Below are 23,986 nucleotides of genomic sequence, written 5' to 3'. Positions count from 1 at the left end.
TGCGGCCTTTTTAGGCCTGCCAAACAGTTGGTCGCGACAGAAAAAGGAACGTCTCAGTGATCGCCTGACATTAAGATCGAAAGCTCACGCACCCTCGGCCTTTTCTTCGAGCGTCAACCATTCCTCTTCGGCCGCAAGCAGTCTTTCTTGCCTCTCAACCAGTGCGTCAGTTGCCTTCTCGAACTTCACAGGTTCACGATTGAACAGGTCTGGATCCGACATCAACTCCTCCAACTTGGCAATTTCTGCCTCCAGCCGAGAAATTTCGGAAGGTAGTTTCTCAAGCCGGTGCCTTTCTGAGAACGACAAGCCTGCTTTGGGTTTGGATTCTTGTTGAACCTTTGGCTTCGAAGACTTTGCCTTAACTGTGGTTTTCTGAAAAATGTCACCCCGCTGCGCGACATAGTCTGACCACCCGCCGGCATAAACCGTAGCGCGGCCATCACCTTCCATCGCAATAGTAGTAGTCGCAACGCGATCCAAAAAATCCCGGTCGTGACTGACCAAAAGGACGGTGCCGTCAAAGTCATCCAACAGCTCTTGCAACAAATCCAACGTCTCGACATCCAGATCGTTGGTTGGCTCGTCGAGCACCAACAGATTGGATGACTTTGCCATCAACTTTGCAAGCAGCAACCGGGCTTTTTCACCTCCGGACAAAGACTTGACCGCAGCCCTTGCCTGTTGATCGTCAAACAGAAATTCCTTGAGATAACCGACGACGTGTTTTGGTTGCCCTCGAACCATGACTTGATCAGCCTTGCCTGAGACTCGCATTTCCGGATCACCAGTCAGGGAATCCCAAAGCGACATTTCAGGATCCAGCTGGGCCCTTGCCTGATCGAAAACCGCGATCTCCAGATTGGTGCCCAGAAGGACTGATCCAGAATCAGGCTCCTCTTGCCCAAGCAACATTTTCAGTAACGTTGTTTTCCCCACACCGTTAGGGCCGACAAATGCCACGCGGTCACCGCGTTGAACCAACAGATCAAAGTTTCGGACGAGCTTTTTGTCGCCGAAACTCTTCGCCAACCCTTTAGCCTCTATCACTTTGCGACCGGATTTGGGCCCCGCCTCCAGAGACATAGCGGCCGCCCCTTGACGCTTGATCTGTGCGGCTTTTTCGGCGCGCAAAGCCTGCAATGCGCGTACACGACCCTGATTACGCTTGCGACGGGCGCTAATGCCTTCGACCGCCCAGCGGGCTTCTGATTTGATCAGGCGGTTCAACTTGTGCCGCTGCTGATCTTCTTCTTCCCAAGTTTTGTCCCGCCAGGCCTCAAATGCCTCAAAACCCTGTTCCTTTCGACGCACGACACTGCGGTCAATCCACAAGGTTGCACGGGTAAGTGCTCGCAAGAATGCGCGGTCGTGGGAAATCAGTACATAGGCCGCGCGTGATGCGCCCAATTCGCGTTCCAACCAAGCAATCGCTTCAATATCCAGATGGTTAGTTGGTTCGTCCAGAAGCATCAAATCGGGTGCTTCGGCCATAAGCTTTGCCAGTGCTGCCCGTCGCCGTTCGCCACCCGAAGCCGTTTCAACCGCGCGAGAAGGTTCGAATTTCAAGCCTTCGCCAGCACGTTCGACCTTGTAAAGTTCCCCCGGCTCCAAACCGCTGGAAGCATAATCGCCCAACGTCGCGAACCCCTCCATCTCCGGATCCTGTTCCATGTAGCCAGCGGATTTTCCTGGAGGGATCACTATCTGCCCATGATCAGGTTCGACCAACCCAGCCATCACTTTCATCAAAGTTGACTTGCCTGATCCGTTACGGCCCACCAACGCAACGCGGTCACCGGGCTGAACAACCAGATCCAGACCGGAAAATAACGGATCGCCCCCAAAGGTCAGCGAAATGCCGGACATCTGCAACAAAGGAATTCTCGCCATGCCTGCCAGCTAATACGGCAAAGCGAAAGCGTCAACGTCCCGAGCGGCTCGTTTTCCTGAATTCTGGGTTCAACCTGATACGGCCCTAAGCAAGCGCTTGCGAGTCGGGGGAATGGCCCCAATTTCGAGACCAGTGAATACATGCAACGTGTTCATATGCCGATCCACTACGGCATGATCGCTCACCCAACCTCCCATCATCAGATAGGTGCGCAATAAGGGGGGCATTCGAAGCATAGCTTTTTTCGCGTCCGGGAGCCGACGCAAACGTGCGGCAAAACGAAACACATCAGGCGCCTTAACCCGCGGCAACCAGCGCTTGGGCGCAAGGTGCTTTTGTTTGAGCATTGCGAACGCATCCAGATACTCATCAGTTTCGATGCCTTCAAACGACGAACATCCGAACAGCAATTGAACATCGTTCTGATCAACAAAGGTAGTCATCGCACCCCACGCGACTCGTATAATATCTGGGTCGGTCCATTCAGGGTGAATGCAAAAGCGCCCCATCTCGACCATTCGGCCTCTAAAATTTTGAAGCGCTGTTAAATCGTAGTATTGCGCGGAATAGCTATTCGCGATTTCCGTGCCTTCGTGCATTGTCAGCATGCGAAAGCAACAAACCAAACACCCGCCATATCGCGTATCCTCGACCAAGATGTGATCGCACATTTCGTCAAAAACGTCGCTGTCGGTTTGTTTGGTCGCAAAGGCCAGCGTCCTCAACTCCTGAGCTGCTGCAATATCCTGCGGCGACTGCGCTTGCCTTGCAAGATACCGACCTTTGTTCAAGACATCTGCTGTGGCCATGGTCGCATTCCCCACGGTTGCTGACCTGTTTGTCCTTGTCGCGTCCCTAACATAGAAAATGTGACGACCCTGTGAAATCACAAGCCAGTGGGCAAAATTAGTTGTTAGCCCCGGGAATATTCGCTGGGTTGAAGTTGCCGATATTGCCCAGCAGCTGCCGAAGGAAACCTTTGTTTTGGACACTGGAATCGGTCACCCGACGATCGAGCACAACGACCACCCCGTCCTCAAGACCGAAACGTTCGACGTTGCGGACTATCCCACGCTGGTCAAAGCTAATCGCTACCAGTTCGCGCGACACCACCTCGGGGCGCTTTGGACCATAGTGGCGAATGCGTGACGACACATAATAATAATCTGAATCCCGCACTACACCGGACGAACTGGGTGCACCGATCGTCTCAACAACTGTGTCTCGTGTATCGACGCCTACCTTGATTTCTGCCAAATCTTCGGGTGGCGGGACATAACCGTGCTTCTTTACAATCGGGGTGCAGGCAACCGTCAACAGTACGCTGCCAACGGCCAGCGCCCTGATCACCGGTTTCGCTTTGTTAGTCACCTTCAACATTCACACCCTCTTGCCTTGGCTTCGCACGGCTTCTATCCGATTACAGAAACCATTGCCGTGGTTCAACACAGGAAAGGGTCACAAATGACCGAAACCAACCCATTGCGTGTCGCCGATCTGCCGCAGAACGCCCCCACGCCATTTGAATTGCGCCCGGGAACCACCGAATTGGAAAGGCTGAAACGGGATCTGGACCTTTTGGGTTTACGAAAGCTTTCCTTTGTCGGCAACGTACGGACGCAGGGTAAACGGGATTGGGTTTTGAATGCGAAACTAGGTGCAACAGTGACCCAACCTTGTGTTGTCACCCTTGAACCGGTGACGACTCGTATCGAAACCCCGGTTCACCGGGTATTTCTTGCTGAATGGGACGAGCCTGACGAACCTGAATTCGAAATGCCCGAAGATGACGACACCGAGGCACTTGGTCCCTACATTGACCTTGCAACAGTTATGGCCGAGGCCTTGTCTCTGGCGCTGCCCCAATATCCAAGGAAAAAAGATGCCGCCCTTGGCCAAAGCTCCTTTACCGAACCTGGGAAGCAGGTCATGTCGGACGAGGAAGTCAAACCCTTTGCTGGGTTGGCCAGTCTGCGCGATGCTTTAAAAAAAGACGAGTGACAGAGCCTTGATTTCCTGTCATAGCAGTCGCTCAGAAAAATCGCTTGAACATGCCGAGAATCGCAGTATTTTCGCGCGCTCATCGGAATTTAGGTTGGACATCGCGGCGTTCGTCGCCTAAACGCGCGTCAAACCAAGAAAAAACGAAGAACGAAACCCGGCCAGCAGCGAATCTGCAGGCCCCAGTCAGACAAAGGTTGAGACCATGGCCGTCCAACAGAACAAAGTTTCCAAGTCGCGTCGCAACAACCGCCGCGCACACGACGCTCTGGTTGCTGCTAACCCGAACGAATGCCCGAACTGCGGCGAGCTGAAACGCCCACACCACGTCTGCGCTTCCTGCGGCCACTATGACGATCGTGAAGTCGTTGCGCAGGCTGATGAAATTGACTTGGATGAAGACGCGGCCTAAGCCCGACAGAGCATCGGCCAAGGTATGACGGACCAGCCCACGCAAACCGGAAGGACAGTCATCTCGGTTGACGCTATGGGCGGAGATTCCGGTCCGGCGGTCGTTGTTGCAGGCATAGCCAAGTCTGCAAGCATAAACCCCAAGATCGGGTTCGTACTTCACGGTCACGAAAGCGTTTTGCGCAAACTGGTTTCAAAACGGCGTGTTCTTGATGGGCGCGTCGTTTTTCGTGATTGCCCAGATGTTGTCACGATGGAAGACAAGCCCAGCCAGGTCGTACGCAGCGGTAAAGAAACATCCATGTGGTCCGCGCTGGAGTCTGTACGGCAAGGCGAAGCGCATGGTGCCGTATCTTGCGGAAATACTGGCGCATTGATGGCGTTATCGATGATGCGCCTTCGCAAACTACCGGGTGTCAACCGCCCCGCCATCGCCATACTGTGGCCTTCGCGCAACCCGCAGGGGTTCAATGTGATGCTCGATGTTGGGGCAGATGTCCGAGCTGATGCCAAGGACCTGTTGCAATACGCGTTGATGGGCGCCTCTTATGCAAGAAACGGCATGGCATTGGCTCGTCCTCGGATCGGATTGTTGAACGTCGGCACTGAAGAGCACAAAGGTCGGGCAGAGCTGAAAGAAGCGCACGCCATGATTTCGGATTTTGCAGAGCAGGCAAATTTCGATTTTGTCGGCTTTGTCGAGGGCAGTGATATTCCGGGTGACAAGGCCGATGTCATTGTAACTGATGGGTTTACTGGCAACGTTGCGATTAAAACTGGCGAAGGCACGGCTAGCCTGATCGGCGATTTGCTGCGCGAGGCATTTAAGTACTCCCCGCTGTCGCGACTGGCTTCGATCCTTGCGATCACTTCACTGAACCGCCTGAAGAAACGAATTGATCCGCGTCGTGTAAACGGAGGCGTGTTTCTGGGTTTGAACGGTACCGTGATCAAGTCGCACGGTGGCGCCGACGCAACCGGAGTTTCCGCCGCGATCAAGCTGGCCTTTACATTGGCCGAATCCGGCTTCTCTGAAAAATTGGCGGCACGGGTTGCATCCACAGCCGCGCTTGCACAAGATGCCGCGCAATCTGCATCGCAGTTCGAAGAATAACAAAAAGGCAGTACCCGAGCATGGCAGGCCGTTCAGTTGTTGTAGGTGTTGGGCATTACCTGCCCAAACGTGTTGTCCCGAATGCTGAATTTGAAAAAACCTTGGACACGACGGATGAATGGATAAGAACCCGTTCTGGGATCGAACGCCGACACTTTGCAGCAGATGACGAAACCACTTCGGACCTAGCGACATTCGCGGCCCAGAACGCCCTGAAGGATGCGGGGCTTGTGGCAGACGACATCGATGCAATTGTTTTGGCGACTTCCACTGCCGATCTAACCTTTCCGTCTGCCGCAACGATGGTACAAGCTCGTTTGGGAATGACCAGGGGCTTTGCGTTCGACGTGCAAGCGGTATGTGCTGGATTTGTTTTTGCTCTTAGTAATGCCAACGCACTGATTCTGTCGGGTCAGGCGGAACGCGTTCTAGTAATCGGCGCGGAAACATTTTCCCGAATTATGGACTGGACTGATCGATCCACATGCGTCCTGTTCGGCGACGGCGCAGGCGCTTTGGTTCTCGAACGGCAGGAGGGGGAAGGAACTTCGCAGGATCGCGGCATACTTGCGATCGATCTGAATTCAGACGGTCGCTACAAAGACCTGCTTTACGTGGATGGTGGAGTTTCGACGCAATCTACCGGACATCTTCGCATGCAAGGCAATCAGGTTTTCCGACATGCCGTTGAAAAGCTTTCGAAAACTGCGGAAACCGCGCTGGATCGCGCGGGATTGAATAATGACGATGTCGACTGGATAGTGCCCCATCAGGCCAATATTAGAATCATTCAGGGTACCGCTAAAAAGATGGGCGTACCCATGGATCGGGTTGTGGTAACGGTTCAGGACCACGGAAACACTTCTGCGGCTTCAATTCCGCTGGCGCTGTCGGTTGGCAAAGAACGGGGCCAGATAAAACCGGGCGACTTGATCGTGACTGAGGCGATTGGCGGCGGTCTGGCGTGGGGTGCAATCGCACTGCGTTGGTAACCGGCACAAACCAGCTTACACAGCCACCTGCAATTCATTGATATTGACAGCGAATTTTGCATCGCCGTATGATTTGCTATCAACAGGGGAATTGGCATGGGTGACAAAACACTAACCCGAATGGATCTAAGCGAGGCCGTCTTTCGTGAGGTTGGCCTTTCACGCAATGAAAGTGCTCAACTCGTCGAAAGCGTATTGAACCACATGTCCGACGCATTAGTGCGTGGAGAGCAGGTAAAGATTTCGTCTTTTGGTACTTTCAGCGTTCGGGATAAAACCGCTCGCATCGGTCGCAATCCTAAGACCGGCGAAGAGGTTCCGATCCAACCACGCCGTGTCCTTACGTTCCGCCCGTCGCACCTGATGAAGGATCGCGTCGCCGCTGGGAACCGCAAGTAAGCCCGAGGTTCCAAAGAGATGAGCAAGTCACCCGACGCATTTCGCACCATAAGTGAGGTTGCGGACTGGCTCGGCGTACAGGCGCATGTTCTAAGATTTTGGGAAAGCCGCTTTTCACAGGTCAAACCTGTCAAACGAGCTGGCGGTCGTCGATACTATCGACCCAATGACATGCGGTTATTAGGCGGAATAAAGAAGTTGTTGCATGATGATGGTATTACCATCAAAGGCGTACAACGTATTCTGCGTGAAGAGGGTGTCGCCCACGTCGCTGCACTTTCACCCGACATCGACGAAGCCGCAGTTGAAAAGGTTACGGCAGATACGACTGTGGTGCCCTTTGCCGCCAAACCATCACCCTCTGCAGAACAAATCCGACTGGACCTGCAGGATACAGAAAGCCAGCGGCCATCCCGAAAGGCGAATGTAGCTGTTTCGCAGGAAACGACCTCCCCTGGCGCTGATGCAACCACATCGCCTATGGAAGACGCTGACGGCACCCCGCCGGTAGGAAGTGGAGTTGCAGCACTTGCTTGGAATCGATCAGAATTTGACGATGATCTTTTGAATCGGATCGCCCCCATTGCACGGGATCTCCGCGCTTGGCTGGATCGGGTCGATGGCCGGGCAGCGGGATAACAATAACGGCGATGTTTTCCTCTTGCCCCTGCCGGGAAAGTCTTTATGTACACCCCATCGTCGGGCTATGGCGCAGCCTGGTAGCGCGTCCGTCTGGGGGACGGAAGGTCGCAGGTTCAAGTCCTGCTAGCCCGACCAAATCACACCGGCGTATACGGCACACAGGCCAGGTCCCACTCTGGTGTAAGGAGGGATCAGCATGACAGGCGTGTGCGCGAACCAGCAGATACAAGCGATGATAGACCGCGGTGAAATTACCGCTAACCCCGCAGTCATGTCCGAACAAATCCAACCAGCCAGCCTGGATTTACGACTTGGAACAATAGCTTATCGGGTCCGAGCCTCTTTCCTCTCTGGCGAAGGCCGCACGGTCGAAGACAGCCTTCGCGAATTTGAGATGCATCGAATCGATATCGCGGACGGCGCGGTACTGGAAAAAGGATGCGTCTACCTTGTTCCATTGATGGAGTCGCTCGCGCTACCGCCAGGCGTCAACGCTGTCGCCAACGCAAAAAGCTCTACCGGTCGCCTCGATTTGCTGACCCGTACTATTACCGATGGCGGAACTGAATTCGACCGCGTTCCGGCGGGATACGCCGGACCGCTTTATGCCGAAATTTGCCCAAGATCATTTTCGGTTCTTGTTCGTCCAGGAATGCGGCTTAACCAAATTCGTTTCCGGCAAGGACAGGCGGTACTAAGCGATGACGAGCTAACCACTTTGCATGCGGAGTCCCCATTGGTTGACGGCCCTGCAGTTATTCAAGACGGACTGGGGTTTTCTGTCGACCTGCAATTGCCAGATACCGATCTGGTGGGCTATCGCGCTAAGCCGCACACTGGGGTAATCGACCTCGACCGCATCGGAGGATATGATCCACAGGACTATTGGGAAGAAGTACGCACCGATGAAGGCCGCATCATCCTAGACCCGGGTGCTTTCTACATACTCGTCAGCCGTGAGGCCGTACATATCCCTCCAATGTATGCCGCAGAAATGGCTCCCTATCTGGCGATGGTGGGTGAGTTCCGCGTGCACTACGCCGGATTCTTTGACCCGGGCTTCGGTCACGCGGCTGCTGGCGGAGCCGGATCACGTGGAGTTCTTGAGGTGCGCTGCCATGAAGCTCCGTTTGTTTTGGAGCATGGTCAGGTCGTGGGCCGATTGGTTTACGAGAGAATGGCCGAACTACCTACTCAGCTGTACGGAGCGGGGATCGCGTCGAATTATCAGGGACAGGGCCTAAAGCTATCCAAGCACTTTAGGTCCGTCGATTAACCCTTAGAATTTCATGAAACGCCGCGCATTGCGGGACAAACGTTGTGTTTGCCGCATGACCTGTTTCTGGCGTTTTAAATTGTGCGGTCCATTGCGAGATGCATTCGACGCTTGATCTTGATTAGAATGCGCGCGGGCATCTGTTGCCCTACTTGCCCATTCAAACCCCTTATCGACCCCGCTTTTGACAATGCGTCGCATAACTTGGCGCACAATCATATCGATAATTCTATTGGCATTCATTACTCTTCCCTTTTCTTACCTCAAGACAGACGGTTTTGCGGCTCAAAAGGTGCGAGTTGATCAATCTTCCTCAAACAATTCCGATTGATCGTCATCTTCACTTTCCTCTGGCGCGCCCAACGGCGCAGCACCTGGCGGTGGTCGGTTTTCAAGCAGCCCGGCTGCGCGCAGCTCCTTAAGCCCCGGTAAGTCACGAGCGTTTTCCAGTCCGAAATGGTCAAGAAACTGTGGCGTCACCACAAAAGTGACCGGACGGCCCGGAGTCATTCGACGACGACCCAACCTGATCCACTCCATCTCCAGCAATTGATCAATTGTACCGCGCGACACTGAAACACCGCGAATCTCTTCGATCTCGGCGCGGGTACACGGTTGATGGTAGGCTACAATAGCCAGTGTCTCGATTGCTGCGCGGCTAAGTTTGCGGGTTTCCACGGTTTCCTTTTGCATTAGGAAACCCAAGTCTGGTGCTGTACGAATAGCCCAAGCTTCGCTAACCTTGACCACACGCACGCCACGTCCTTCGTAACGTTTCTGAAGCATTTCTATCGCTTGCGCCGCGTCGCTGCCGTGGGGCATACGTGCTTCTAAATCAGCAATTGTCACTGGTTCAGAGCTGGCAAACAGAACAGCTTCGACCATGCGCTCTTGTTCAGCAAGCGGAGGCGCTTCGAAAAGAGTGCCAGTGCCTTCGTCCTGCGGGGCTTCAGTCACGGGTTTCAGTCCTCTTGCGCAATTGGATCGGAGCAAAGGTATCGCTTTGCTTCATTTCCATATGTCCTTCCTTCACCAATTCCAGCGAGGCCGCAAATGTCGCAGCAGTTGCCGACCTTCGGCGTACGGGATCGGTGTCCCATCCTTCTGGCAAATAGGTCTCCATATCAGTCCACGTCCCGGCAAAACCTATCAATGGCCGCATTCGCTCTAACGCCTGCTCCATGGTGAAGACGGCGTCGCGATCCATAACGAAAGGACGAAATTCATCCCGAGTGCGAATGCGGGCATACCCCTGCATCAGATCCAGAAGCGTCGCAGAATACGTCACAGTTCGAATACGCGTGACGTCCTCACCCTGCCCACGCTTAAAAAAATCGCGTCCCAGTTGGTCGCGCGCCATCAGCCGTGCGGCAGCGTCCCGCATCGCCTGAAGACGCTCCAACTGAAAGGCCAGATGTGCGGCAAGCTCCTCACCCGTAGGTCCGTCTTCGTCGGGATCGGGAGGCAAAAGCAGCCTGGATTTGAGAAATGCAAGCCAAGCTGCCATCACCAGATAGTCTGCTGCCAATTCGATCCGTAACGCGCGAGCACGTTCAACAAAGGCAAGGTACTGCTGCGCCAGCGCCAAGACCGAGATTTTCCGCAAGTCGACCTTTTGTGTACGGGACAACATCAAAAGCACGTCCAACGGGCCTTCAAACCCGTCAACATCCACAATCAGCGCTTCGGCCGCAAGACGATCGGCGACCGAAATCGGGTCTTCGCTGATAAGGTTATCTGACATATACCTGCCCGCCCATTAGGCGAGATAGTTCCGCTTCGGCGGCCTGGATGTCAAGCGCCTGCGGCTGTGATCGCATTGCAAGCGCCCGTTCTGCACGCGCCTGCGCCTCACCGGTCATTTCCCCCGCAGCCTCCAGTACTGCTTCTCGATCAGCCAGCGAAGCGTTACAATGCAGAACCACGTCGCATCCCGCGCTTAATGCCTGAGCAGCGATTTCTGCGGGCGTACCGCGCAACGCTTTCATTGAAATGTCGTCTGTCATAATCAGCCCATCAAACCCGATTTCTTCGCGGATAACTGCCATCATCCGAGCAGAAAGCGTGGCTGGCTGAGAGTCTATTTGGTCGTAGACCAAGTGAGCAGTCATGCCCAAAGGCAAATCTTTGAGCGCTCGGAACGGCGCGAAGTCATCCGTTTGCAGTTCTTCCAGAGGCAAGTCGACATGCGGTAGATCATAATGGCTATCCAAAGTCGCGCGCCCATGGCCTGGCATATGTTTCAACACCGGTAAAACACCTGCATCCAAATGGGCTTGCGCCACCGCGCGACCAATTTGAGCAACTCGCTTCGCATCCTCAGCATAACAACGATTACGCAAAAATGCATGAGTCTCCGCCCGCGCGACATCCACCATGGGCGCGCAGTTGCTGTCGATTCCAAGCGACAAAAGCTCTTGCGAGATCAAGCGGTATCGCAGATACATCGTCCGTTCTGCAATGTCGCCGGCAATTTTAGCGTGCTCCAAAGGCGGCATCCATTCACGAGCCAAGGGCGCGCGCAAGCGTTGTACACGACCGCCTTCTTGATCAATCGTTATGAGACAGTCTCGTCCCACAGCTTCTCGAAAATCGCCGCACAAAGAGCGAACTTGATCTGCAGTTTCGATGTTGCGAGCAAATAGGATGAACCCAAAAGGGTTCATCCGACGAAACAATCTTTTTTCTTCAGGCGTTAGCCGCGTGCCTTCAGCATCCGTGATAGCAGCGCCAAATTTCACCGCACGGCAACCGGAATGCAATCCGCCCCTTGCGCCACTAGCGCTGCGCAAAACTGGCGTGATTCACTCAGATCATCGAAACCAAGAACCCGCAGGCGATAAAACGTCCTCCCTCCACTTGAAGTTTTCTGAATAACTCTTTGCTTTCCCTTCATATACTCGCCAAATTTTGCAGCGGCCTGATTCCATTCTTCCCGAGCCACATAATCGCTTTCATATGCACCAAGCTGAGCGAGACGCGTGCCCTTGGCAAGAGATTCGGGATCAACATCCAACCCTGCTGCTGCCTTTACAGCGGCATTAATCGAGGTTTCGGTGCCACTGCTAGGTGATATCCCGCCTTGTGTCGTACTACGAGCTGGTCGAGAGTGAGGTCGCAATGACCTACGCACTCCAGGCAAGGCTGCAATCGCCGGGTCCGGCAGCTGAGCAGCCAGATCTGCAGGATCGATGGCCGGTTCCTCTTCGGGCGTCGCTAAAGACGCAACTTGAACGCCCTGCTCTGCTGACGGCTCGGAATTCGCTACCTTCCCGGCCAGTTCTGCAACTAGCGCGTCAACAGCGTTCTGCCTCAGCTTGGCGGCCTCATCTTTGGAAATCTCCTGTTCGACAACATGAACCGCTTTCGTCGGCTTTAGATCGCCCATCGGAGCATCCTCGTCCGACAGTGAAACAGGGCGTGGGGCAAGGATTAATCGATCTGCAGGAGCCGCAGCCGAACCCACGGCCGCCACCGTGTTAACCGCTAGCCCTTGATGATCAGCTGGTGACCCACCGGGATTTTCGGGTTGAATACGCATCGGTCCTTCGATCGCGCGCACTACGGGCACTCCGCTGACGTCCCGCATAATTAGTTGGTATCCCCAAACCGAGACCCCGGCGACCAAAGCCAGCGACGCCATTGCACCCAGAAAGTTGGCCATTCGAGCCAAACCGCCTGTCCCGCGCGGCGTTTCCTCATAGCCATCAAAGTCTTCGGGATAGTTCTGAGCATCCCGCGAATACAACTGATTCGGGTAATTCATTTGCTCAGGACGCAATTGCCCCGAGGAATCGTAACTCGCCATGTCCGCCTCACTGCCCGTTTCGCGCCCAAAATTTGGCGCGCGGGTCATTTCTTGCCTACCTCAGACCGACGGTTCGGGCGATGTTTGTCACCGCATCTCCTGCGCCGGAGTAACGCCAAGAATACCCAAGCCCGCTGAAATCACAACAGAAACTGCCCGGGCCAATGCGATTTTTGACTGACTTGTGGCCACATCGCCATCTTGAATAAAGCGCAGCTGAGTTTCGTCATTGCCCCTGTTCCAAAGCGCGTGGAAATCTCCTGCGAGTTCATAGAGATAGAAGGCGATCCTGTGTGGTTCATTAGTTCGCGCAGCGATTTCAACTAAACGTGGCCATTCGGCCAGTTTTTTGGCTACAGTCAGCTCTGCAACGTGGTCAATCTTGCTCAAATCCGCAGCAGACAGCGTGGCGTCGTCCGCAGCAATGCCGGCTTCCGCCGCCCTACGCAGCACACTCATCACACGGGCGTGGGCGTATTGAACGTAGAACACAGGGTTTTCGCGGCTCTGCTCCAGCACCTTGTCGAAATCAAAGTCCAATGGTGCGTCGTTCTTACGGGTCAACATGACAAAGCGGGTCACGTCCGGGCCGACCTGATCCACCACGTCCCTGAGGGTGACAAAGGTTCCTGCCCGTTTAGACATCTTGAACGGCTCGCCGTTTTTCCACAGTTTCACCAACTGAGTGAGCTTGATATCCAGCGGAACTTTCCCATCGGAAAGAGCTGAAACAGCTGCCTTCATCCGCTTGACGTAGCCACCATGGTCAGCACCAAACACATCGATCAGCGCATCAAAGCCGCGTGACACCTTGTCATAGTGATAGGCGATATCAGGCGCGAAATAGGTCCAGCTGCCGTCCGATTTCTTCACCGGGCGATCGACATCGTCCCCATGTTCCGTAGATTTGAATAGAGTTTGCTCGCGCGGCTCCCAGTCTTCCGGCTTTTTGCCCTTGGGCGGCTCTAATACACCCTCGTAAATCAGCCCCTTTTTAGTCAGCGATTGCAGCGCTGCCTCGATACGGCCGGTGCCATAGAGCGACTTTTCTGAGAAAAACACGTCCATCTCGACACCCAGCGCCTTCAGGTCTTCGCGGATCAAATCCATCATCGCATCGGTGGCGAAGGTGCGCAGATCCTCCAGCCATTCGCTTTCGGGCTTGTCGATCAGGCTATCACCGTATTTCTCTTTCAACGCCTTGCCGATTGGGATCAAATAATCTCCGGGGTATAGCCCTTCGGCGATCTCTGGGCTTAACCCATTTGCTTCGCGATAACGTTCATATGCGGACCGCGCCAGCACATCCACCTGAGCACCGCCATCGTTGATGTAGTATTCGCGGGTCACATCATGGCCTGAGAAGGCCAAAAGACTTGCTAACGCGTCACCGAAAACCGCACCTCTCGTATGGCCAACATGCAGTGGGCCAGTTGGGTTGGCCGAAACATATTCGACGTTTACCTTTTGCCCGTGCCCCATGACGGAGCGACCGTAATCCGCACCTTTTTCAAGAACTGCTGCCAGCACGCCTTGCCAAACTGAAACAGTCAGCCGCAGGTTCAAAAAACCCGGTCCAGCCACCTCTGCGCTGCTGATACGATCATCATCTGCCAGTTTTCCTGCCAACGCCTCCGCAATGTCCCGTGGCTTCATCCGGGCCGATTTGGCCAACACCATGGCAGCGTTGGTCGCCATGTCACCATGGGCGGCATCGCGCGGAGGCTCGACCGTCACGTTATCAAAGCTCAACCCTTCGGGCAGAGCTCCCTCGGACTGCATCTGCGCCAGCGCGTCCAACACCAAGCCGCGGATCTCGGAAAACAGGTTCATTTCGGGTGTCCTTTTACTTGCCCGGCGGTTTAACACGCATCACGGCAAGGTCAATGCGCGCCTAAACTTCACGTAACTTCGGCCAGTATGGAAGTCGAATGATCAAGTTCCGGTTAGTCTTGCATGATCCTGCAGGGCAAATCGATCCGTCATACCGGCAATGTAATCCGAAACGATCCGCGCAAGGGCGGTTTCATCACCGGCGGCTTCGATATCTCCGTGCCAGCGCGACGGCATTTGTTTGGGATCGTTTAGGTAAATTGGAAACAGGTCTTGGACGACCTTGCTGACCTCAGCTCGCACACCCATGACACTGGGTGCCCTGTACATGCGGGTAAACAGAAACGCGCGGATTTCCTTGAGCTTGGCCCACAAGTTGCTCGAAAACTGAATCACTGGATATCCCAGATTTCGGATATCCTCGACAGACTGCGCGTCGGAACACGCGATCAACTCGCGCGATGTCTCGATCACGTCGGAAACCATCACACCAAAAACGCGCCTAAGCGCTTCGTGCCTGCGGCGATAATCGTCCAGTCCGGGATACTTTCGATCAACGTTAGCATAGCAAGCGTCTACGATCGGCAATTGTTGAATTTCTTTGTCAGTGAACAGCCCTGCCCGTAACCCGTCCAGCAAATCGTGGTTGTTGTACGCAATATCGTCGGACAACGCCGCAACTTGGGCTTCAGCGCTTGCGTGTGTGTGCAACTCCAGATCGAAGTCGGAATTGCATTCAGCCAGCGCCCAAGGCAATTGACCCAGTACAGGGCCATTGTGTTTTGCGATACCTTCCAAGCATTCCCATGTGAGGTTACACCCATCGAAATCCGCATAGTGACGCTCAAGCTTTGTAACGATTCTAATGGCTTGAGCGTTGTGATCAAACCCACCGTAGGGCTCCATTAGTACGTGCAGCGCATCCTCTCCCGTGTGCCCAAACGGTGTGTGGCCAAGGTCATGCGCCAAAGCCACTGCTTCGGTCAACTCAACGTTCAGACCCAAAGCTCCGGCAATAGTACGAGCAACTTGCGCAACTTCGATGGAATGGGTCAAACGCGTGCGATAGCTGTCGCCTTCGTGCTCAACAAACACCTGAGTCTTGTGTTTGAGGCGCCGAAAAGCACTCGCGTGAATGATGCGGTCACGATCACGCTGAAAGCATGACCGGAAACTGCTTTCTTCCTCGGCCACAAGTCGCCCTCGCGAACGACCCGGGTCCGAGGCAAAACCCGCTCTGTCCAAAGGTCTTGTCCTTGTCGCCTGTCCTTGCAATTTCTATATTGGAAGGAGTAGAGGAAATAAACCTTTGGAGTCCGGCATGAATCTGCCTCCTACAGTTACAGATCGCGCTTTTGATCGCCTTGCCGAAATTGGCGCAGCCGATCAAGGGCAGGCATTGCGCGTCGCGGTAGAAGGCGGCGGATGTTCCGGTTTTCAATACGAAATTGCGCTGGACGAACCGACGGAAGATGATCTGATCCTGGAAGGTAAGGGCCAGAAAGTCATTGTCGACTCAATTTCTCTGCGCTTCCTGGAAAATGCGGTAATCGACTTCACGCAGGAACTGATCGGCGCACGGTTTGTTATTGAAAACCCCAACGCAACTTCGTCCTGCGGATGTGGGACATCATTCTCAATGTGATCTTGCCCTGACCGTTTGGTTGAGAGATAGATCAATCGGCAGCTAGCCGGAGGATTGCGTATGAAAGTCGCCACATTCAACATCAACGGCATCAAAGCGCGAGCCGAGGCCCTGCCCCGCTGGCTCGACGAAGCACAGCCTGACGTGGTTTTGCTTCAGGAAATCAAATCAGTTGACGAAAACTTTCCGCGCGAGATGTTCGAAGAGCGTGGCTATAACGTCGAAACCCATGGTCAAAAAAGCTTTAACGGCGTCGCAATCCTTTCAAAGCTTCCACTTGAAGATGTCCGCCGTGGACTTCCCGGAGACGATGCAGATGAACAAGCGCGGTGGATTGAGGCCACCATTGTGGGAGAGAAAGCTTTGCGCATCTGCGGCCTTTACCTGCCGAATGGCAACCCTGCACCGGGACCGAAATTTGACTACAAACTCGCGTGGATGGACCGATTGTATGATCGGGCCCGCGACCTTTTGGTTGCGGAAGAGCCTGCTCTTATGGCCGGTGATTACAACATTATCCCTCAAGCAGAAGACGCCAAACGCCCCGACGCTTGGCGCGAGGATGCACTATTCCGCCTTGAGAGCCGCGAAGCCTTCCGCAAGATATTGAACCTCGGGTTCACCGAGGCGTTTCGCGCCGTGACGCAAGGACCCGAACACTATTCATTTTGGGACTATCAGGCCGGTGCATGGAACCGAAACGATGGCATCCGTATCGATCATTTCCTGCTCACGCCTCAAGCAGCTGATCTGATGCGCGACTGCCAAATCGATGCCGAGATTCGCGGACACGAAAAGCCTTCGGACCACGTACCGGTATGGGTCGATCTGGACTTTTAACGTTCTATGCCGTGGCGTCGTAGTCGTAAATCCAGTCATAACGGCGACCCATTCTAGGGCCCACCGCTTTCAGAAGCATTTGTGCAGCCAAGCGCATAGGGCCGCTCAGGTGGAAGTTTCGTGCATTTGCCGATGCCACGTCGACAACCCGGCGCGCCCTTGCTGATCGAGCATGTTCGTATTTTTCAAGACTTTCAGCCAAAGTGGTCCGTTCAAAAGATCGCGCCAAGACCCAAGCGTCCTCGAGTGCCAAGCAAGCCCCTTGCGCCATGAACGGTAATGTCGGATGCGCAGAATCACCCAAAAGGGCGATACGCCCATTCTGCCAACTCCCGGCAACTGGACGCAAGAACAGTGCCCATAGATAGGTTTCCTGCACTTTTTGAAGAACCTCGCGCACATTTCCACCAAAGTCGGAAAAACGAGCACGCAGTTCGTCGGGGTCACCCTTCAAACGCCACCCTTCTTCTTGCCAGTCAGAACGTTCTTCGACCGCGACGATGTTCAGAAGGCTCTGATCACGCAGCGGATAGGTCACTATATGACGCCCTGGCCCCACAGTGAGATGGGCCTTCGGTGAACTGAGATTGCGATCCCAAGGAATGGTGGCTCGCCAAGCAACCTGCTTTGTGAATCTCGGACGCTCTTGATCGTTCAAAGTGGCGCGGATTTCGCTGCGTCCACCATCAGCGGCGATCAAGCAATCGACTCTGAGCGGCTGACTATTCGGCAGACGAATTTCAACCGGCCCCGAACTTTCCTTTATATTTTGAACTTTGGTTTTCAGCCGGATCTCAACATCTTCCTTGTATGCTCGCTTCAAAAGCAAATCTATAAGATCGGCCCTGTGATAGTAATAAGTCGGTCCGGCCAAGGGTTGGGGAATCAGACTAATGAATCTCCCGTTTTTATAATCACGCAGAACCGTGCCGTGTGAGATTTGAGCCTGCTCAGGTGACTCTTTGACTACACCAAGGGCGCGAAGCACGGTCATTCCATTTGCGCTGATTTGCAGCCCGGCCCCGACTTCCGTTATTTCAGGCGCTTGCTCAAGAACCACAACTTGCGCACCCAACATACGCAGTGCGATTGCCGCGGCAAGACCACCGATACCAGCCCCGACTACGGCAAATTTCAAATCAGCTACGTTCATAAATTTGAAGTATCCCACAAAAAACGCCGGAGCCACAGGCTCCGGCGTTTCTCAATTCCTGCAATACAGCAATCAATCGTCGCGGTGAACTTTCTCACGGCGCTCATGACGCTCCTGCGCTTCCAACGTCATGGTCGCGATGGGTCGCGCGTCGAGACGCTTCAACGAAATCGGGTCGCCTGTTTTTTCACAGTATCCGTATTCTCCCTCATCGATCCGACGCAATGCTGCATCGATCTTGGCGACCAGCTTGCGCTGGCGATCACGGGTTCGCAATTCCAGCGCGCGATCGGTTTCCTCGCTCGCGCGGTCGGCAACGTCCGGAATATTGCGGGTGTTGTCCTGCAGCCCTTCGATCGTGTCGCGGCTGCCCGCCAAAAGTTCATTCTTCCAATCCAACAGCTTGCGGCGGAAATACTCAAGCTGACGATCATTCATGAAAGGTTCATCTTCGGCCGGACGGTAATCTTCCGGCAGAAAAACTTCCTGCTTCATATTGGCTCCTTCGGTATGGCCAGAAACGTCGGTCGCGGTCGTTTCACCTGACATTTGGCACCCCCTTCTGCGCAGCGTTTATCTGACGGACGTAGGAATGTCACTACACAAACGTAGGACTACCACGTCGTTTCCTAAACCGATCTAATAGTGAGACTTTTATACACAAAAGTCTGTTTTTCTGTGGAATCTACGGGGCGTTTTCAAGGCGAACTGAAAACGAAAGAAGAGCAAATCACAGGCGAATCAAATCGAATGCGCGCACAACCTGATCATCAGCGGCAACCCGACGTTGCGGCCCGCTTGTAAAAGAGACCGTCCAACTGTAACCCAGCAAGCGATAGATGCGAAATCGAATGAGGCACTTATGACGGCACGTTTCCAAGGCACAGCAGAATATGTTGCCACCGACGATCTAAACATCGCAGTGAATGCCGCTGTCACGCTGGAACGTCCGTTGCTTGTCAAAGGCGAGCCGGGTACCGGAAAGACTGAGCTTGCCAAACAGGTGGCCGGCGCACTGGGTTTGAAAATGATCGAATGGAATGTGAAATCCACAACGCGCGCCCAACAAGGCCTTTATGAATATGACGCCGTCAGCAGATTACGCGACAGTCAGCTGGGTGAAGAACGCGTGCATGACGTTTCGAACTATATCCGCAAAGGCAAGCTTTGGCAGGCTTTTGAAGCGGAAGAAAAGGTTGTTTTGTTAATCGACGAGATCGACAAGGCCGATATTGAGTTCCCAAACGACCTACTACAAGAACTCGATAAGATGGAGTTTCACGTCTACGAAACTGGCGACACAGTACAAGCAAAGCACCGCCCAATCGTTATCATTACTTCAAACAACGAAAAGGAACTGCCCGACGCTTTCTTGCGCCGTTGTTTCTTCCACTACATACGTTTCCCGGACGAGTCGACAATGCGCAGGATCGTCGAAGTTCACCATCCGGGAATCAAGGACGCACTGCTTACTACCGCCCTGACCCAGTTCTATGAAATTCGTGAGACCCAGGGCCTCAAGAAGAAACCTTCAACTTCAGAGGTGCTGGATTGGCTCAAGCTGCTGCTTGCCGAAGATCTGACGTCCGAGGACTTGAAACGCGACGGTGTCAACGCGTTGCCGAAATTGCACGGTGCATTGCTGAAGAACGAACAAGACGTGCACCTTTTTGAAAGGCTGGCCTTTATGGCCCGCAGCAAGCGGTGACCACGCAACAATCCGCGTATCAATTCATGAACATGACTTGCGCTGGACCAAACCGAATGTCAGCATCCTAATTTAATTGCTCCGGCAACGTCGGGGATTTGTTCTGAGTACAGGATTTGCCTTTTGCCCGACACACCCTTGATCCGCCCTTTGCGCCCCGAAGATCGCAGTGATTGGGCCGAGATGTGGCGGGACTATCTGGCATTTTACGAAACGACCGTGCCTGACTCGACTTACGACACGACGTTTTCACGTCTGCTGGGGGATGACCCAAACGACTTTTCATGCTTTGTGGCCGAGTCCGATGGCAACCTACTGGGATTAACGCATTACCTGTTTCACCGCCATGCGTGGAAAGAAGAAAGCGTTTGCTACCTGCAAGATTTATACGCACGACCCCAGTCGCGTGGACAAGGTGTTGGTCGTGCGTTGATCGAGGCGGTTTACAAAGAAGCTGACCGACTAGGCGCTCCAACGGTTTATTGGCTTACACAGGAATTCAATCACACCGCGCGGAAACTCTATGATCGCGTTGGCAAACTGACACCATTTATCAAGTATCAAAGACCATGATGCGCTTGTTCGCAGCATTGGCGACGGTAGCTCTGGCGGGGTGCAGCCAGGTCAGCACAATTGAACCGCCCACCCGGGAAAAAATAGTTGAAGCCGCATTGCCGCCAACCCGAACTTTTTCCTCGACGCGGCCAATCCCCCCAGTGCGATCAAACGTGAACATCGCGTCCGACTTCGTTGCGCTGCATTTTGCATTAGAAAGCGGCGCTGAATTACCAGTATTCACGCGTTTCGATCAGCCAATTACTGTACGTCTGACAGGAACCCCTACGGCGTCAATGCAAACAGATCTTTCACGCCTTCTGTCCCGATTGCGGCGTGAAGCCGGAATACAAATAGAACAAGTGTCTGAAGGACAGGCCAACATCACAATCGAAGCCGTGAGCCAAAGGCAAATTCGCCGCATTCTGCCGCAAGCGGCTTGTTTTGTGGTGCCAAACTCCTCCAGCCTCGAAGAATACCGACGCGACCGACGCAAAAACAAAAGCAACTGGACCGAACTGCGTAGCCGCGAACGGATCGGGGTCTTCATACCCTACGACGTCAGTCCTCAAGAGGTGCGCGATTGTTTGCACGAAGAGGTGGCGCAAGCGTTAGGGCCGTTGAACGACCTTTATCATTTGCCGGACTCTGTCTTCAACGATGACAATTTCCACACCATTCTGACCGGCTTCGATATGTTGATCTTACGCGCAACATACTCTCCTGAACTTCGCAGTGGTATGACTAAAGAACAGGTAACCTCGGCCCTTCCAAACCTATTGCGCAGACTCAACCCCAAAGGCCAAAGCATCCGACCGCAGCCACAGTCTGACACCCCTAGGGAGTGGATTGATGCGGTTCAACGGGCGCTTGGTCCAGGATCACCTTCGCCCCGCCGTGTCAGATCGGCACAAGAAGCCGCCCGGATCGGGCAGAGCAAGGGCTGGACAGATCAACGCCGCGCTTATCCGCATTACCTTATGGGCAGGATGAGTCAGTTTGATGATCCTGAAGGCGCCCGACGGCAATACGCGATTGCGCTACAATATCTCAACGCGACCCCCGGAACCGAGGTTCATCGCGCTCACATAACAGCCCAGACCGCAGCTTATGCGTTGGCGCAAGGACGAGGCCCCGATGCTTTGCCGGAAATAAACCGGGCAATTGACGTTATGACGCAAGCAGAGAACGCAGCATTGCTCGCCACGCTAATGTTGTTGAAATCCGAAGCACTTCGTCAGGCCGGCCGTTTCGACCAGGCACGTACTGTCAGGCTGGACAGTATCGGGTGGGCAAGGTACGGCTTTGGTTCAGATGTGGTCGTGCGGTCGGTAACGCAGGAGATCGGCCAGAGCGTATCACGAAATTCAGGTGGATGACGACAAATGCTGGTTGTGTTTGGGTTGGCTGTAGCGGGCACATTACTGGGAGTCCGGGCTGCGCGAAAGCGCAATGGTAGCGGCGCGGATATTGCGCAATATGCAGCAGGGTACGGAATCGCCTTTGCATTGATTGGGCTGGTCCTTTCCCTGGTCATCGCTCGGATGGTGGCCTAGCCGGATGTTCCTACCATTTTTCCAAAATCTTCGGAAGGCTGGCATCCCTGTATCACTAAGGGAATACCTGACCTTTCTTGAAGGTATGAAAAAAGGATTAGCCACCTACGATATTGAAGCTTTCTACTACTTGGCCCGGGTTTCTATGGTCAAAGATGAGCGCAACATCGACAAGTTTGATCGGGCCTTTTCCGCCAGTTTCGAAGGGTTGTCCGAAATAACATTCGAACAAGTCCTGGATGCCGTCGATATCCCCGCAGAGTGGCTGGCTAAAATGGCCGAGAAGCACCTTTCTGACGAAGAGAAAGCTGAGATCGAAGCGCTTGGCGGTTTCGAAAAGCTGATGGAAACACTACGCGAACGTTTGAAAGATCAGCAAGATCGCCATCAAGGCGGCAACAAATGGATAGGGACTGCCGGAACCTCGCCGTTCGGAGCGTATGGCTATAATCCTGAGGGTGTTCGCATCGGTCAAAAAGCAAGCCGCCACCAGCGTGCTGTCAAAGTTTGGGATAAGCGCGAGTTTAAGAATCTGGACGACACAGTTGAATTGGGGACCCGCAACATCAAAGTAGCCTTGAAACGCCTGCGACGTTGGGCGCGGGAGGGCGCTGCGGAAGAGCTGGATTTGGACGGAACCATTCGCGCGACAGCCGAACATGGATATCTGGACGTTAAAACCCGCCCTGAACGTCACAACGCTGTCAAAGTACTGCTGTTCCTGGACGTTGGCGGCTCGATGGACCCTCACATCAAAGTGGTGGAAGAGTTGTTCTCGGCCGCGCGTACCGAGTTCAAACATTTGGAGTACTTCTACTTCCACAACTGTCTGTACGAAGGCGTCTGGCGTGACAACCGCCGCCGGTGGGATCACCAGACCGCAACCCAAGAAATTCTGCGAACTTATGGTGGGGACTACAAGTGTATCTTCGTTGGGGATGCGTCGATGAGCCCATATGAGATCGCATATCCCGGTGGGGCCAATGAGCATTGGAATAAAGAAGCTGGGCAGGTTTGGCTGCAGCGCGCACGCGAGCAGTGGAGTTCAAACCTCTGGATAAATCCGGTTCCGGAAAAATACTGGGAATACACACACTCCATCGCAATGATTCGGGAAATTTTTGATAATCGTATGGTTCCTATGACTTTGGCCGGGCTTGAACAGGGAATGCGGGAACTGACGCGATAGGTAGCCTCAGTGCAATTTCACTTAGTTGACTGTGTCCAATTTGAAAACAATAAGTCTTCAATGAAAGTATTACCCTCCACTGAGGCCACGTTGGAAACCTAGTTTCCGAATTATTGGTTGCTCCTTGAGTTTGATGTTAGGTTGCCGTGGGATGACCTGGGGGAAGAACATGACGCGCAAAAACATCCGCACCACTTTCACGTCGCTTCTGACAGCCACTTCGATATGTCTTACGTACGGAACGGTTGCCAGCTTCACACTTTCTCCAGACGCTGCATACGCCAAAAGCGAAAAAGGAAAAAGCAACGGAGGGGGCAACGGAAACGCTGGCAAAGGCAATTCCGGTAAAGGGAAATCCGGCAAGGGCAATTCTGGCAAAGGCAATTCTGATAAAGGCCAGTCTGGTGGGGGCAAGTCCGCCAAGGGCAAATCTGACAATTCCAAAGGTTTGCAGGCCTTATTTAACGGATCCGGAAATTCCAAAAACCAAGGGAAGCGCAAAACAAAGTCTAATGGACAAGGTGGCTTTAAATTCCTCAGTGGTCGAAATGCTACTAAACAGAATTCCAACGGCAATAGTGGCAAGCCCAAAAAGGCAAACGAATCGGCATTTGCTAATATTGGCAAAGAGTTCAAGCGGGACGTAGAAGAGCTGTTTGGCAAGAAGCCTACCCGGTCAGCCAAGCGAAACTCAAATCGTGCCTACCGAACGGCTTCTGTTGCACCGATCGAGCGTTCTCCGCGACCGGTTCTCCGCAAGCCTGTCGATGATCCCGTTGCAACTTCTGACAGAAATCAAAATCACAGATACCGCGATCCGCTTGTTGCGGCGATCACGGATCCGTACGGGTCGGACAAGCTGCGGAACCTGAACGCGTCAAATGCGGCGGCGGCAGCATTCCAGAATGCCTCCGCAAACAGCAATGTCGGAAAGATCGCCACTTATCAGGAGGCGGCGTCGGAATATTAT

The 23,986-nt window shown here is 53.9% G+C and carries 25 protein-coding genes, 1 tRNA gene and 1 pseudogene; 16 read left to right on the top strand and 11 right to left on the bottom strand.

Going from position 1 to position 23,986, the window contains the following annotated elements; genetic code table 11:
• Positions 1–84: 84 nt before the first annotated feature.
• The 3 genes from AC2FNV_RS19175 to AC2FNV_RS19165 all read right to left on the bottom strand — a co-directional run bounded on the left by AC2FNV_RS19175 (position 85) and on the right by AC2FNV_RS19165 (position 3,274).
• Positions 85–1,893: an ABC-F family ATP-binding cassette domain-containing protein gene (locus tag AC2FNV_RS19175; RefSeq protein WP_254442661.1), complete on the bottom strand. Its 1,809-nt coding sequence runs from the start codon at positions 1,891–1,893 to the stop codon at positions 85–87.
• Between the two features lie 69 nt (positions 1,894–1,962).
• Positions 1,963–2,703: a GNAT family N-acetyltransferase gene (locus tag AC2FNV_RS19170; RefSeq protein ID WP_170608797.1), complete on the bottom strand. Its 741-nt coding sequence runs from the start codon at positions 2,701–2,703 to the stop codon at positions 1,963–1,965.
• Positions 2,704–2,800: 97 nt separating this feature from the next.
• Complete coding sequence (locus tag AC2FNV_RS19165; protein ID WP_170477968.1) at positions 2,801–3,274, bottom strand: outer membrane protein assembly factor BamE; 474 nt, start codon at positions 3,272–3,274, stop codon at positions 2,801–2,803.
• An 84-nt stretch (positions 3,275–3,358) separates the two neighbouring features.
• Here AC2FNV_RS19165 and AC2FNV_RS19160 point away from each other — a divergent pair, with 84 nt between their 5' ends.
• The 8 genes from AC2FNV_RS19160 (at position 3,359) to AC2FNV_RS19125 (ending at position 8,729) form a co-directional block, all read left to right on the top strand.
• The gene (locus AC2FNV_RS19160; protein WP_170608796.1) at positions 3,359–3,895 is read left to right on the top strand and encodes a YceD family protein; all 537 of its coding nucleotides are present in this window, start codon (positions 3,359–3,361) and stop codon (positions 3,893–3,895) included.
• Between the two features lie 205 nt (positions 3,896–4,100).
• Entirely contained in the window at positions 4,101–4,307 is a 207-nt protein-coding gene (gene rpmF, locus AC2FNV_RS19155) for a 50S ribosomal protein L32 (protein ID WP_008756996.1), read from the top strand.
• A gap of 24 nt (positions 4,308–4,331) precedes the next feature.
• Positions 4,332–5,420, top strand: coding sequence for a phosphate acyltransferase PlsX (gene plsX / locus AC2FNV_RS19150; protein WP_170608795.1), 1,089 nt, complete (start codon positions 4,332–4,334; stop codon positions 5,418–5,420).
• A gap of 20 nt (positions 5,421–5,440) precedes the next feature.
• Positions 5,441–6,412 carry a beta-ketoacyl-ACP synthase III gene (locus AC2FNV_RS19145; protein WP_170477977.1) on the top strand — a complete coding sequence of 324 codons (972 nt, stop codon included), beginning with the start codon at positions 5,441–5,443 and terminating at the stop codon, positions 6,410–6,412.
• Positions 6,413–6,508: 96 nt separating this feature from the next.
• Positions 6,509–6,811 carry an integration host factor subunit alpha gene (ihfA, locus tag AC2FNV_RS19140; RefSeq protein ID WP_008755922.1) on the top strand — a complete coding sequence of 101 codons (303 nt, stop codon included), beginning with the start codon at positions 6,509–6,511 and terminating at the stop codon, positions 6,809–6,811.
• Positions 6,812–6,829: 18 nt separating this feature from the next.
• Positions 6,830–7,450 (top strand): MerR family transcriptional regulator, encoded by a 621-nt coding sequence (locus AC2FNV_RS19135; RefSeq protein WP_170608794.1) that lies wholly within the window; start codon positions 6,830–6,832, stop codon positions 7,448–7,450.
• A gap of 61 nt (positions 7,451–7,511) precedes the next feature.
• Positions 7,512–7,588 (top strand) — tRNA-Pro (locus tag AC2FNV_RS19130).
• A 61-nt stretch (positions 7,589–7,649) separates the two neighbouring features.
• Complete coding sequence (locus tag AC2FNV_RS19125; protein WP_170608793.1) at positions 7,650–8,729, top strand: 2'-deoxycytidine 5'-triphosphate deaminase; 1,080 nt, start codon at positions 7,650–7,652, stop codon at positions 8,727–8,729.
• Positions 8,730–9,032: 303 nt separating this feature from the next.
• Here the strand turns inward: AC2FNV_RS19125 and scpB are convergent, their stop codons facing one another.
• The 6 genes from scpB to AC2FNV_RS19095 form a co-directional block, all read right to left on the bottom strand.
• Positions 9,033–9,686: an SMC-Scp complex subunit ScpB gene (scpB, locus tag AC2FNV_RS19120; protein WP_170608792.1), complete on the bottom strand. Its 654-nt coding sequence runs from the start codon at positions 9,684–9,686 to the stop codon at positions 9,033–9,035.
• Complete coding sequence (locus tag AC2FNV_RS19115; protein ID WP_170477989.1) at positions 9,679–10,473, bottom strand: segregation and condensation protein A; 795 nt, start codon at positions 10,471–10,473, stop codon at positions 9,679–9,681. Before AC2FNV_RS19115 ends, scpB begins: the two co-directional genes overlap by 8 nt.
• Positions 10,463–11,470: a beta-N-acetylhexosaminidase gene (gene nagZ, locus AC2FNV_RS19110; RefSeq protein WP_496774151.1), complete on the bottom strand. Its 1,008-nt coding sequence runs from the start codon at positions 11,468–11,470 to the stop codon at positions 10,463–10,465. The genes AC2FNV_RS19115 and nagZ overlap by 11 nt, the downstream gene beginning before the upstream one ends.
• Positions 11,467–12,585, bottom strand: a complete 1,119-nt coding sequence (locus AC2FNV_RS19105) for an SPOR domain-containing protein (RefSeq protein ID WP_254442660.1) — start codon at positions 12,583–12,585, stop codon at positions 11,467–11,469. Before AC2FNV_RS19105 ends, nagZ begins: the two co-directional genes overlap by 4 nt.
• Before the next feature lie 39 nt (positions 12,586–12,624).
• Positions 12,625–14,370, bottom strand: coding sequence for an arginine--tRNA ligase (gene argS / locus AC2FNV_RS19100; protein ID WP_170611157.1), 1,746 nt, complete (start codon positions 14,368–14,370; stop codon positions 12,625–12,627).
• A gap of 102 nt (positions 14,371–14,472) precedes the next feature.
• Positions 14,473–15,615: a deoxyguanosinetriphosphate triphosphohydrolase gene (locus tag AC2FNV_RS19095; RefSeq protein ID WP_170608789.1), complete on the bottom strand. Its 1,143-nt coding sequence runs from the start codon at positions 15,613–15,615 to the stop codon at positions 14,473–14,475.
• Positions 15,616–15,691: 76 nt separating this feature from the next.
• Here AC2FNV_RS19095 and AC2FNV_RS19090 point away from each other — a divergent pair, with 76 nt between their 5' ends.
• Positions 15,692–16,015 carry a HesB/IscA family protein gene (locus AC2FNV_RS19090; protein WP_170608788.1) on the top strand — a complete coding sequence of 108 codons (324 nt, stop codon included), beginning with the start codon at positions 15,692–15,694 and terminating at the stop codon, positions 16,013–16,015.
• A 60-nt stretch (positions 16,016–16,075) separates the two neighbouring features.
• Positions 16,076–16,855, top strand: a complete 780-nt coding sequence (gene xth / locus AC2FNV_RS19085; RefSeq protein ID WP_170608787.1) for an exodeoxyribonuclease III — start codon at positions 16,076–16,078, stop codon at positions 16,853–16,855.
• 4 nt (positions 16,856–16,859) lie between these two features.
• Here the strand turns inward: xth and AC2FNV_RS19080 are convergent, their stop codons facing one another.
• Together AC2FNV_RS19080 and dksA are read right to left on the bottom strand one after the other, a co-directional pair.
• Positions 16,860–18,008: an FAD-dependent monooxygenase gene (locus tag AC2FNV_RS19080; RefSeq protein ID WP_170608786.1), complete on the bottom strand. Its 1,149-nt coding sequence runs from the start codon at positions 18,006–18,008 to the stop codon at positions 16,860–16,862.
• A gap of 72 nt (positions 18,009–18,080) precedes the next feature.
• Positions 18,081–18,503: an RNA polymerase-binding protein DksA gene (dksA, locus tag AC2FNV_RS19075; RefSeq protein WP_170478164.1), complete on the bottom strand. Its 423-nt coding sequence runs from the start codon at positions 18,501–18,503 to the stop codon at positions 18,081–18,083.
• A 367-nt stretch (positions 18,504–18,870) separates the two neighbouring features.
• Here dksA and AC2FNV_RS19070 point away from each other — a divergent pair, with 367 nt between their 5' ends.
• The 6 genes and pseudogenes from AC2FNV_RS19070 to AC2FNV_RS19045 form a co-directional block, all read left to right on the top strand.
• Positions 18,871–19,716: an AAA family ATPase gene (locus AC2FNV_RS19070; RefSeq protein WP_170478003.1), complete on the top strand. Its 846-nt coding sequence runs from the start codon at positions 18,871–18,873 to the stop codon at positions 19,714–19,716.
• Positions 19,717–19,839: 123 nt separating this feature from the next.
• Complete coding sequence (locus AC2FNV_RS19065; RefSeq protein ID WP_170608785.1) at positions 19,840–20,289, top strand: GNAT family N-acetyltransferase; 450 nt, start codon at positions 19,840–19,842, stop codon at positions 20,287–20,289.
• Positions 20,286–21,650, top strand: coding sequence for a DUF2927 domain-containing protein (locus tag AC2FNV_RS19060; RefSeq protein WP_170608784.1), 1,365 nt, complete (start codon positions 20,286–20,288; stop codon positions 21,648–21,650). Before AC2FNV_RS19065 ends, AC2FNV_RS19060 begins: the two co-directional genes overlap by 4 nt.
• Before the next feature lie 6 nt (positions 21,651–21,656).
• Positions 21,657–21,827 carry a hypothetical protein gene (locus AC2FNV_RS19055; RefSeq protein ID WP_496774147.1) on the top strand — a complete coding sequence of 57 codons (171 nt, stop codon included), beginning with the start codon at positions 21,657–21,659 and terminating at the stop codon, positions 21,825–21,827.
• 4 nt (positions 21,828–21,831) lie between these two features.
• Positions 21,832–23,016, top strand: a complete 1,185-nt coding sequence (locus tag AC2FNV_RS19050) for a vWA domain-containing protein (protein ID WP_170608783.1) — start codon at positions 21,832–21,834, stop codon at positions 23,014–23,016.
• A gap of 169 nt (positions 23,017–23,185) precedes the next feature.
• Positions 23,186–23,986: pseudogene (locus AC2FNV_RS19045) on the top strand (hypothetical protein); the annotation flags it as partial.

The sequence above is a fragment of the Ruegeria sp. BHSA163 genome (assembly GCF_059613365.1).
The sequence above is the reverse complement of the archived record's forward strand: the minus strand, read 5'-3'. Positions and strand labels throughout refer to the sequence as shown.

What these genes read in the sequence shown, in the direction of transcription:
- AC2FNV_RS19175 (WP_254442661.1), bottom strand. Translation starts at nt 1,893, where the DNA reads ATGGCGAGAATTCCTTTGTTGCAGATGTCCGGCATTTCGCTGACCTTT.
- AC2FNV_RS19170 (WP_170608797.1), bottom strand. Translation starts at nt 2,703, where the DNA reads ATGGCCACAGCAGATGTCTTGAACAAAGGTCGGTATCTTGCAAGGCAA.
- AC2FNV_RS19165 (WP_170477968.1), bottom strand. Translation starts at nt 3,274, where the DNA reads ATGTTGAAGGTGACTAACAAAGCGAAACCGGTGATCAGGGCGCTGGCC.
- AC2FNV_RS19160 (WP_170608796.1), top strand. Translation starts at nt 3,359, where the DNA reads ATGACCGAAACCAACCCATTGCGTGTCGCCGATCTGCCGCAGAACGCC.
- rpmF (WP_008756996.1), top strand. Translation starts at nt 4,101, where the DNA reads ATGGCCGTCCAACAGAACAAAGTTTCCAAGTCGCGTCGCAACAACCGC.
- plsX (WP_170608795.1), top strand. Translation starts at nt 4,332, where the DNA reads ATGACGGACCAGCCCACGCAAACCGGAAGGACAGTCATCTCGGTTGAC.
- AC2FNV_RS19145 (WP_170477977.1), top strand. Translation starts at nt 5,441, where the DNA reads ATGGCAGGCCGTTCAGTTGTTGTAGGTGTTGGGCATTACCTGCCCAAA.
- ihfA (WP_008755922.1), top strand. Translation starts at nt 6,509, where the DNA reads ATGGGTGACAAAACACTAACCCGAATGGATCTAAGCGAGGCCGTCTTT.
- AC2FNV_RS19135 (WP_170608794.1), top strand. Translation starts at nt 6,830, where the DNA reads ATGAGCAAGTCACCCGACGCATTTCGCACCATAAGTGAGGTTGCGGAC.
- AC2FNV_RS19125 (WP_170608793.1), top strand. Translation starts at nt 7,650, where the DNA reads ATGACAGGCGTGTGCGCGAACCAGCAGATACAAGCGATGATAGACCGC.
- AC2FNV_RS19115 (WP_170477989.1), bottom strand. Translation starts at nt 10,473, where the DNA reads ATGTCAGATAACCTTATCAGCGAAGACCCGATTTCGGTCGCCGATCGT.
- AC2FNV_RS19105 (WP_254442660.1), bottom strand. Translation starts at nt 12,585, where the DNA reads ATGACCCGCGCGCCAAATTTTGGGCGCGAAACGGGCAGTGAGGCGGAC.
- argS (WP_170611157.1), bottom strand. Translation starts at nt 14,370, where the DNA reads ATGAACCTGTTTTCCGAGATCCGCGGCTTGGTGTTGGACGCGCTGGCG.
- AC2FNV_RS19090 (WP_170608788.1), top strand. Translation starts at nt 15,692, where the DNA reads ATGAATCTGCCTCCTACAGTTACAGATCGCGCTTTTGATCGCCTTGCC.
- xth (WP_170608787.1), top strand. Translation starts at nt 16,076, where the DNA reads ATGAAAGTCGCCACATTCAACATCAACGGCATCAAAGCGCGAGCCGAG.
- AC2FNV_RS19080 (WP_170608786.1), bottom strand. Translation starts at nt 18,008, where the DNA reads ATGAACGTAGCTGATTTGAAATTTGCCGTAGTCGGGGCTGGTATCGGT.
- dksA (WP_170478164.1), bottom strand. Translation starts at nt 18,503, where the DNA reads ATGAAGCAGGAAGTTTTTCTGCCGGAAGATTACCGTCCGGCCGAAGAT.
- AC2FNV_RS19070 (WP_170478003.1), top strand. Translation starts at nt 18,871, where the DNA reads ATGACGGCACGTTTCCAAGGCACAGCAGAATATGTTGCCACCGACGAT.
- AC2FNV_RS19060 (WP_170608784.1), top strand. Translation starts at nt 20,286, where the DNA reads ATGATGCGCTTGTTCGCAGCATTGGCGACGGTAGCTCTGGCGGGGTGC.
- AC2FNV_RS19055 (WP_496774147.1), top strand. Translation starts at nt 21,657, where the DNA reads ATGCTGGTTGTGTTTGGGTTGGCTGTAGCGGGCACATTACTGGGAGTC.
- AC2FNV_RS19050 (WP_170608783.1), top strand. Translation starts at nt 21,832, where the DNA reads ATGTTCCTACCATTTTTCCAAAATCTTCGGAAGGCTGGCATCCCTGTA.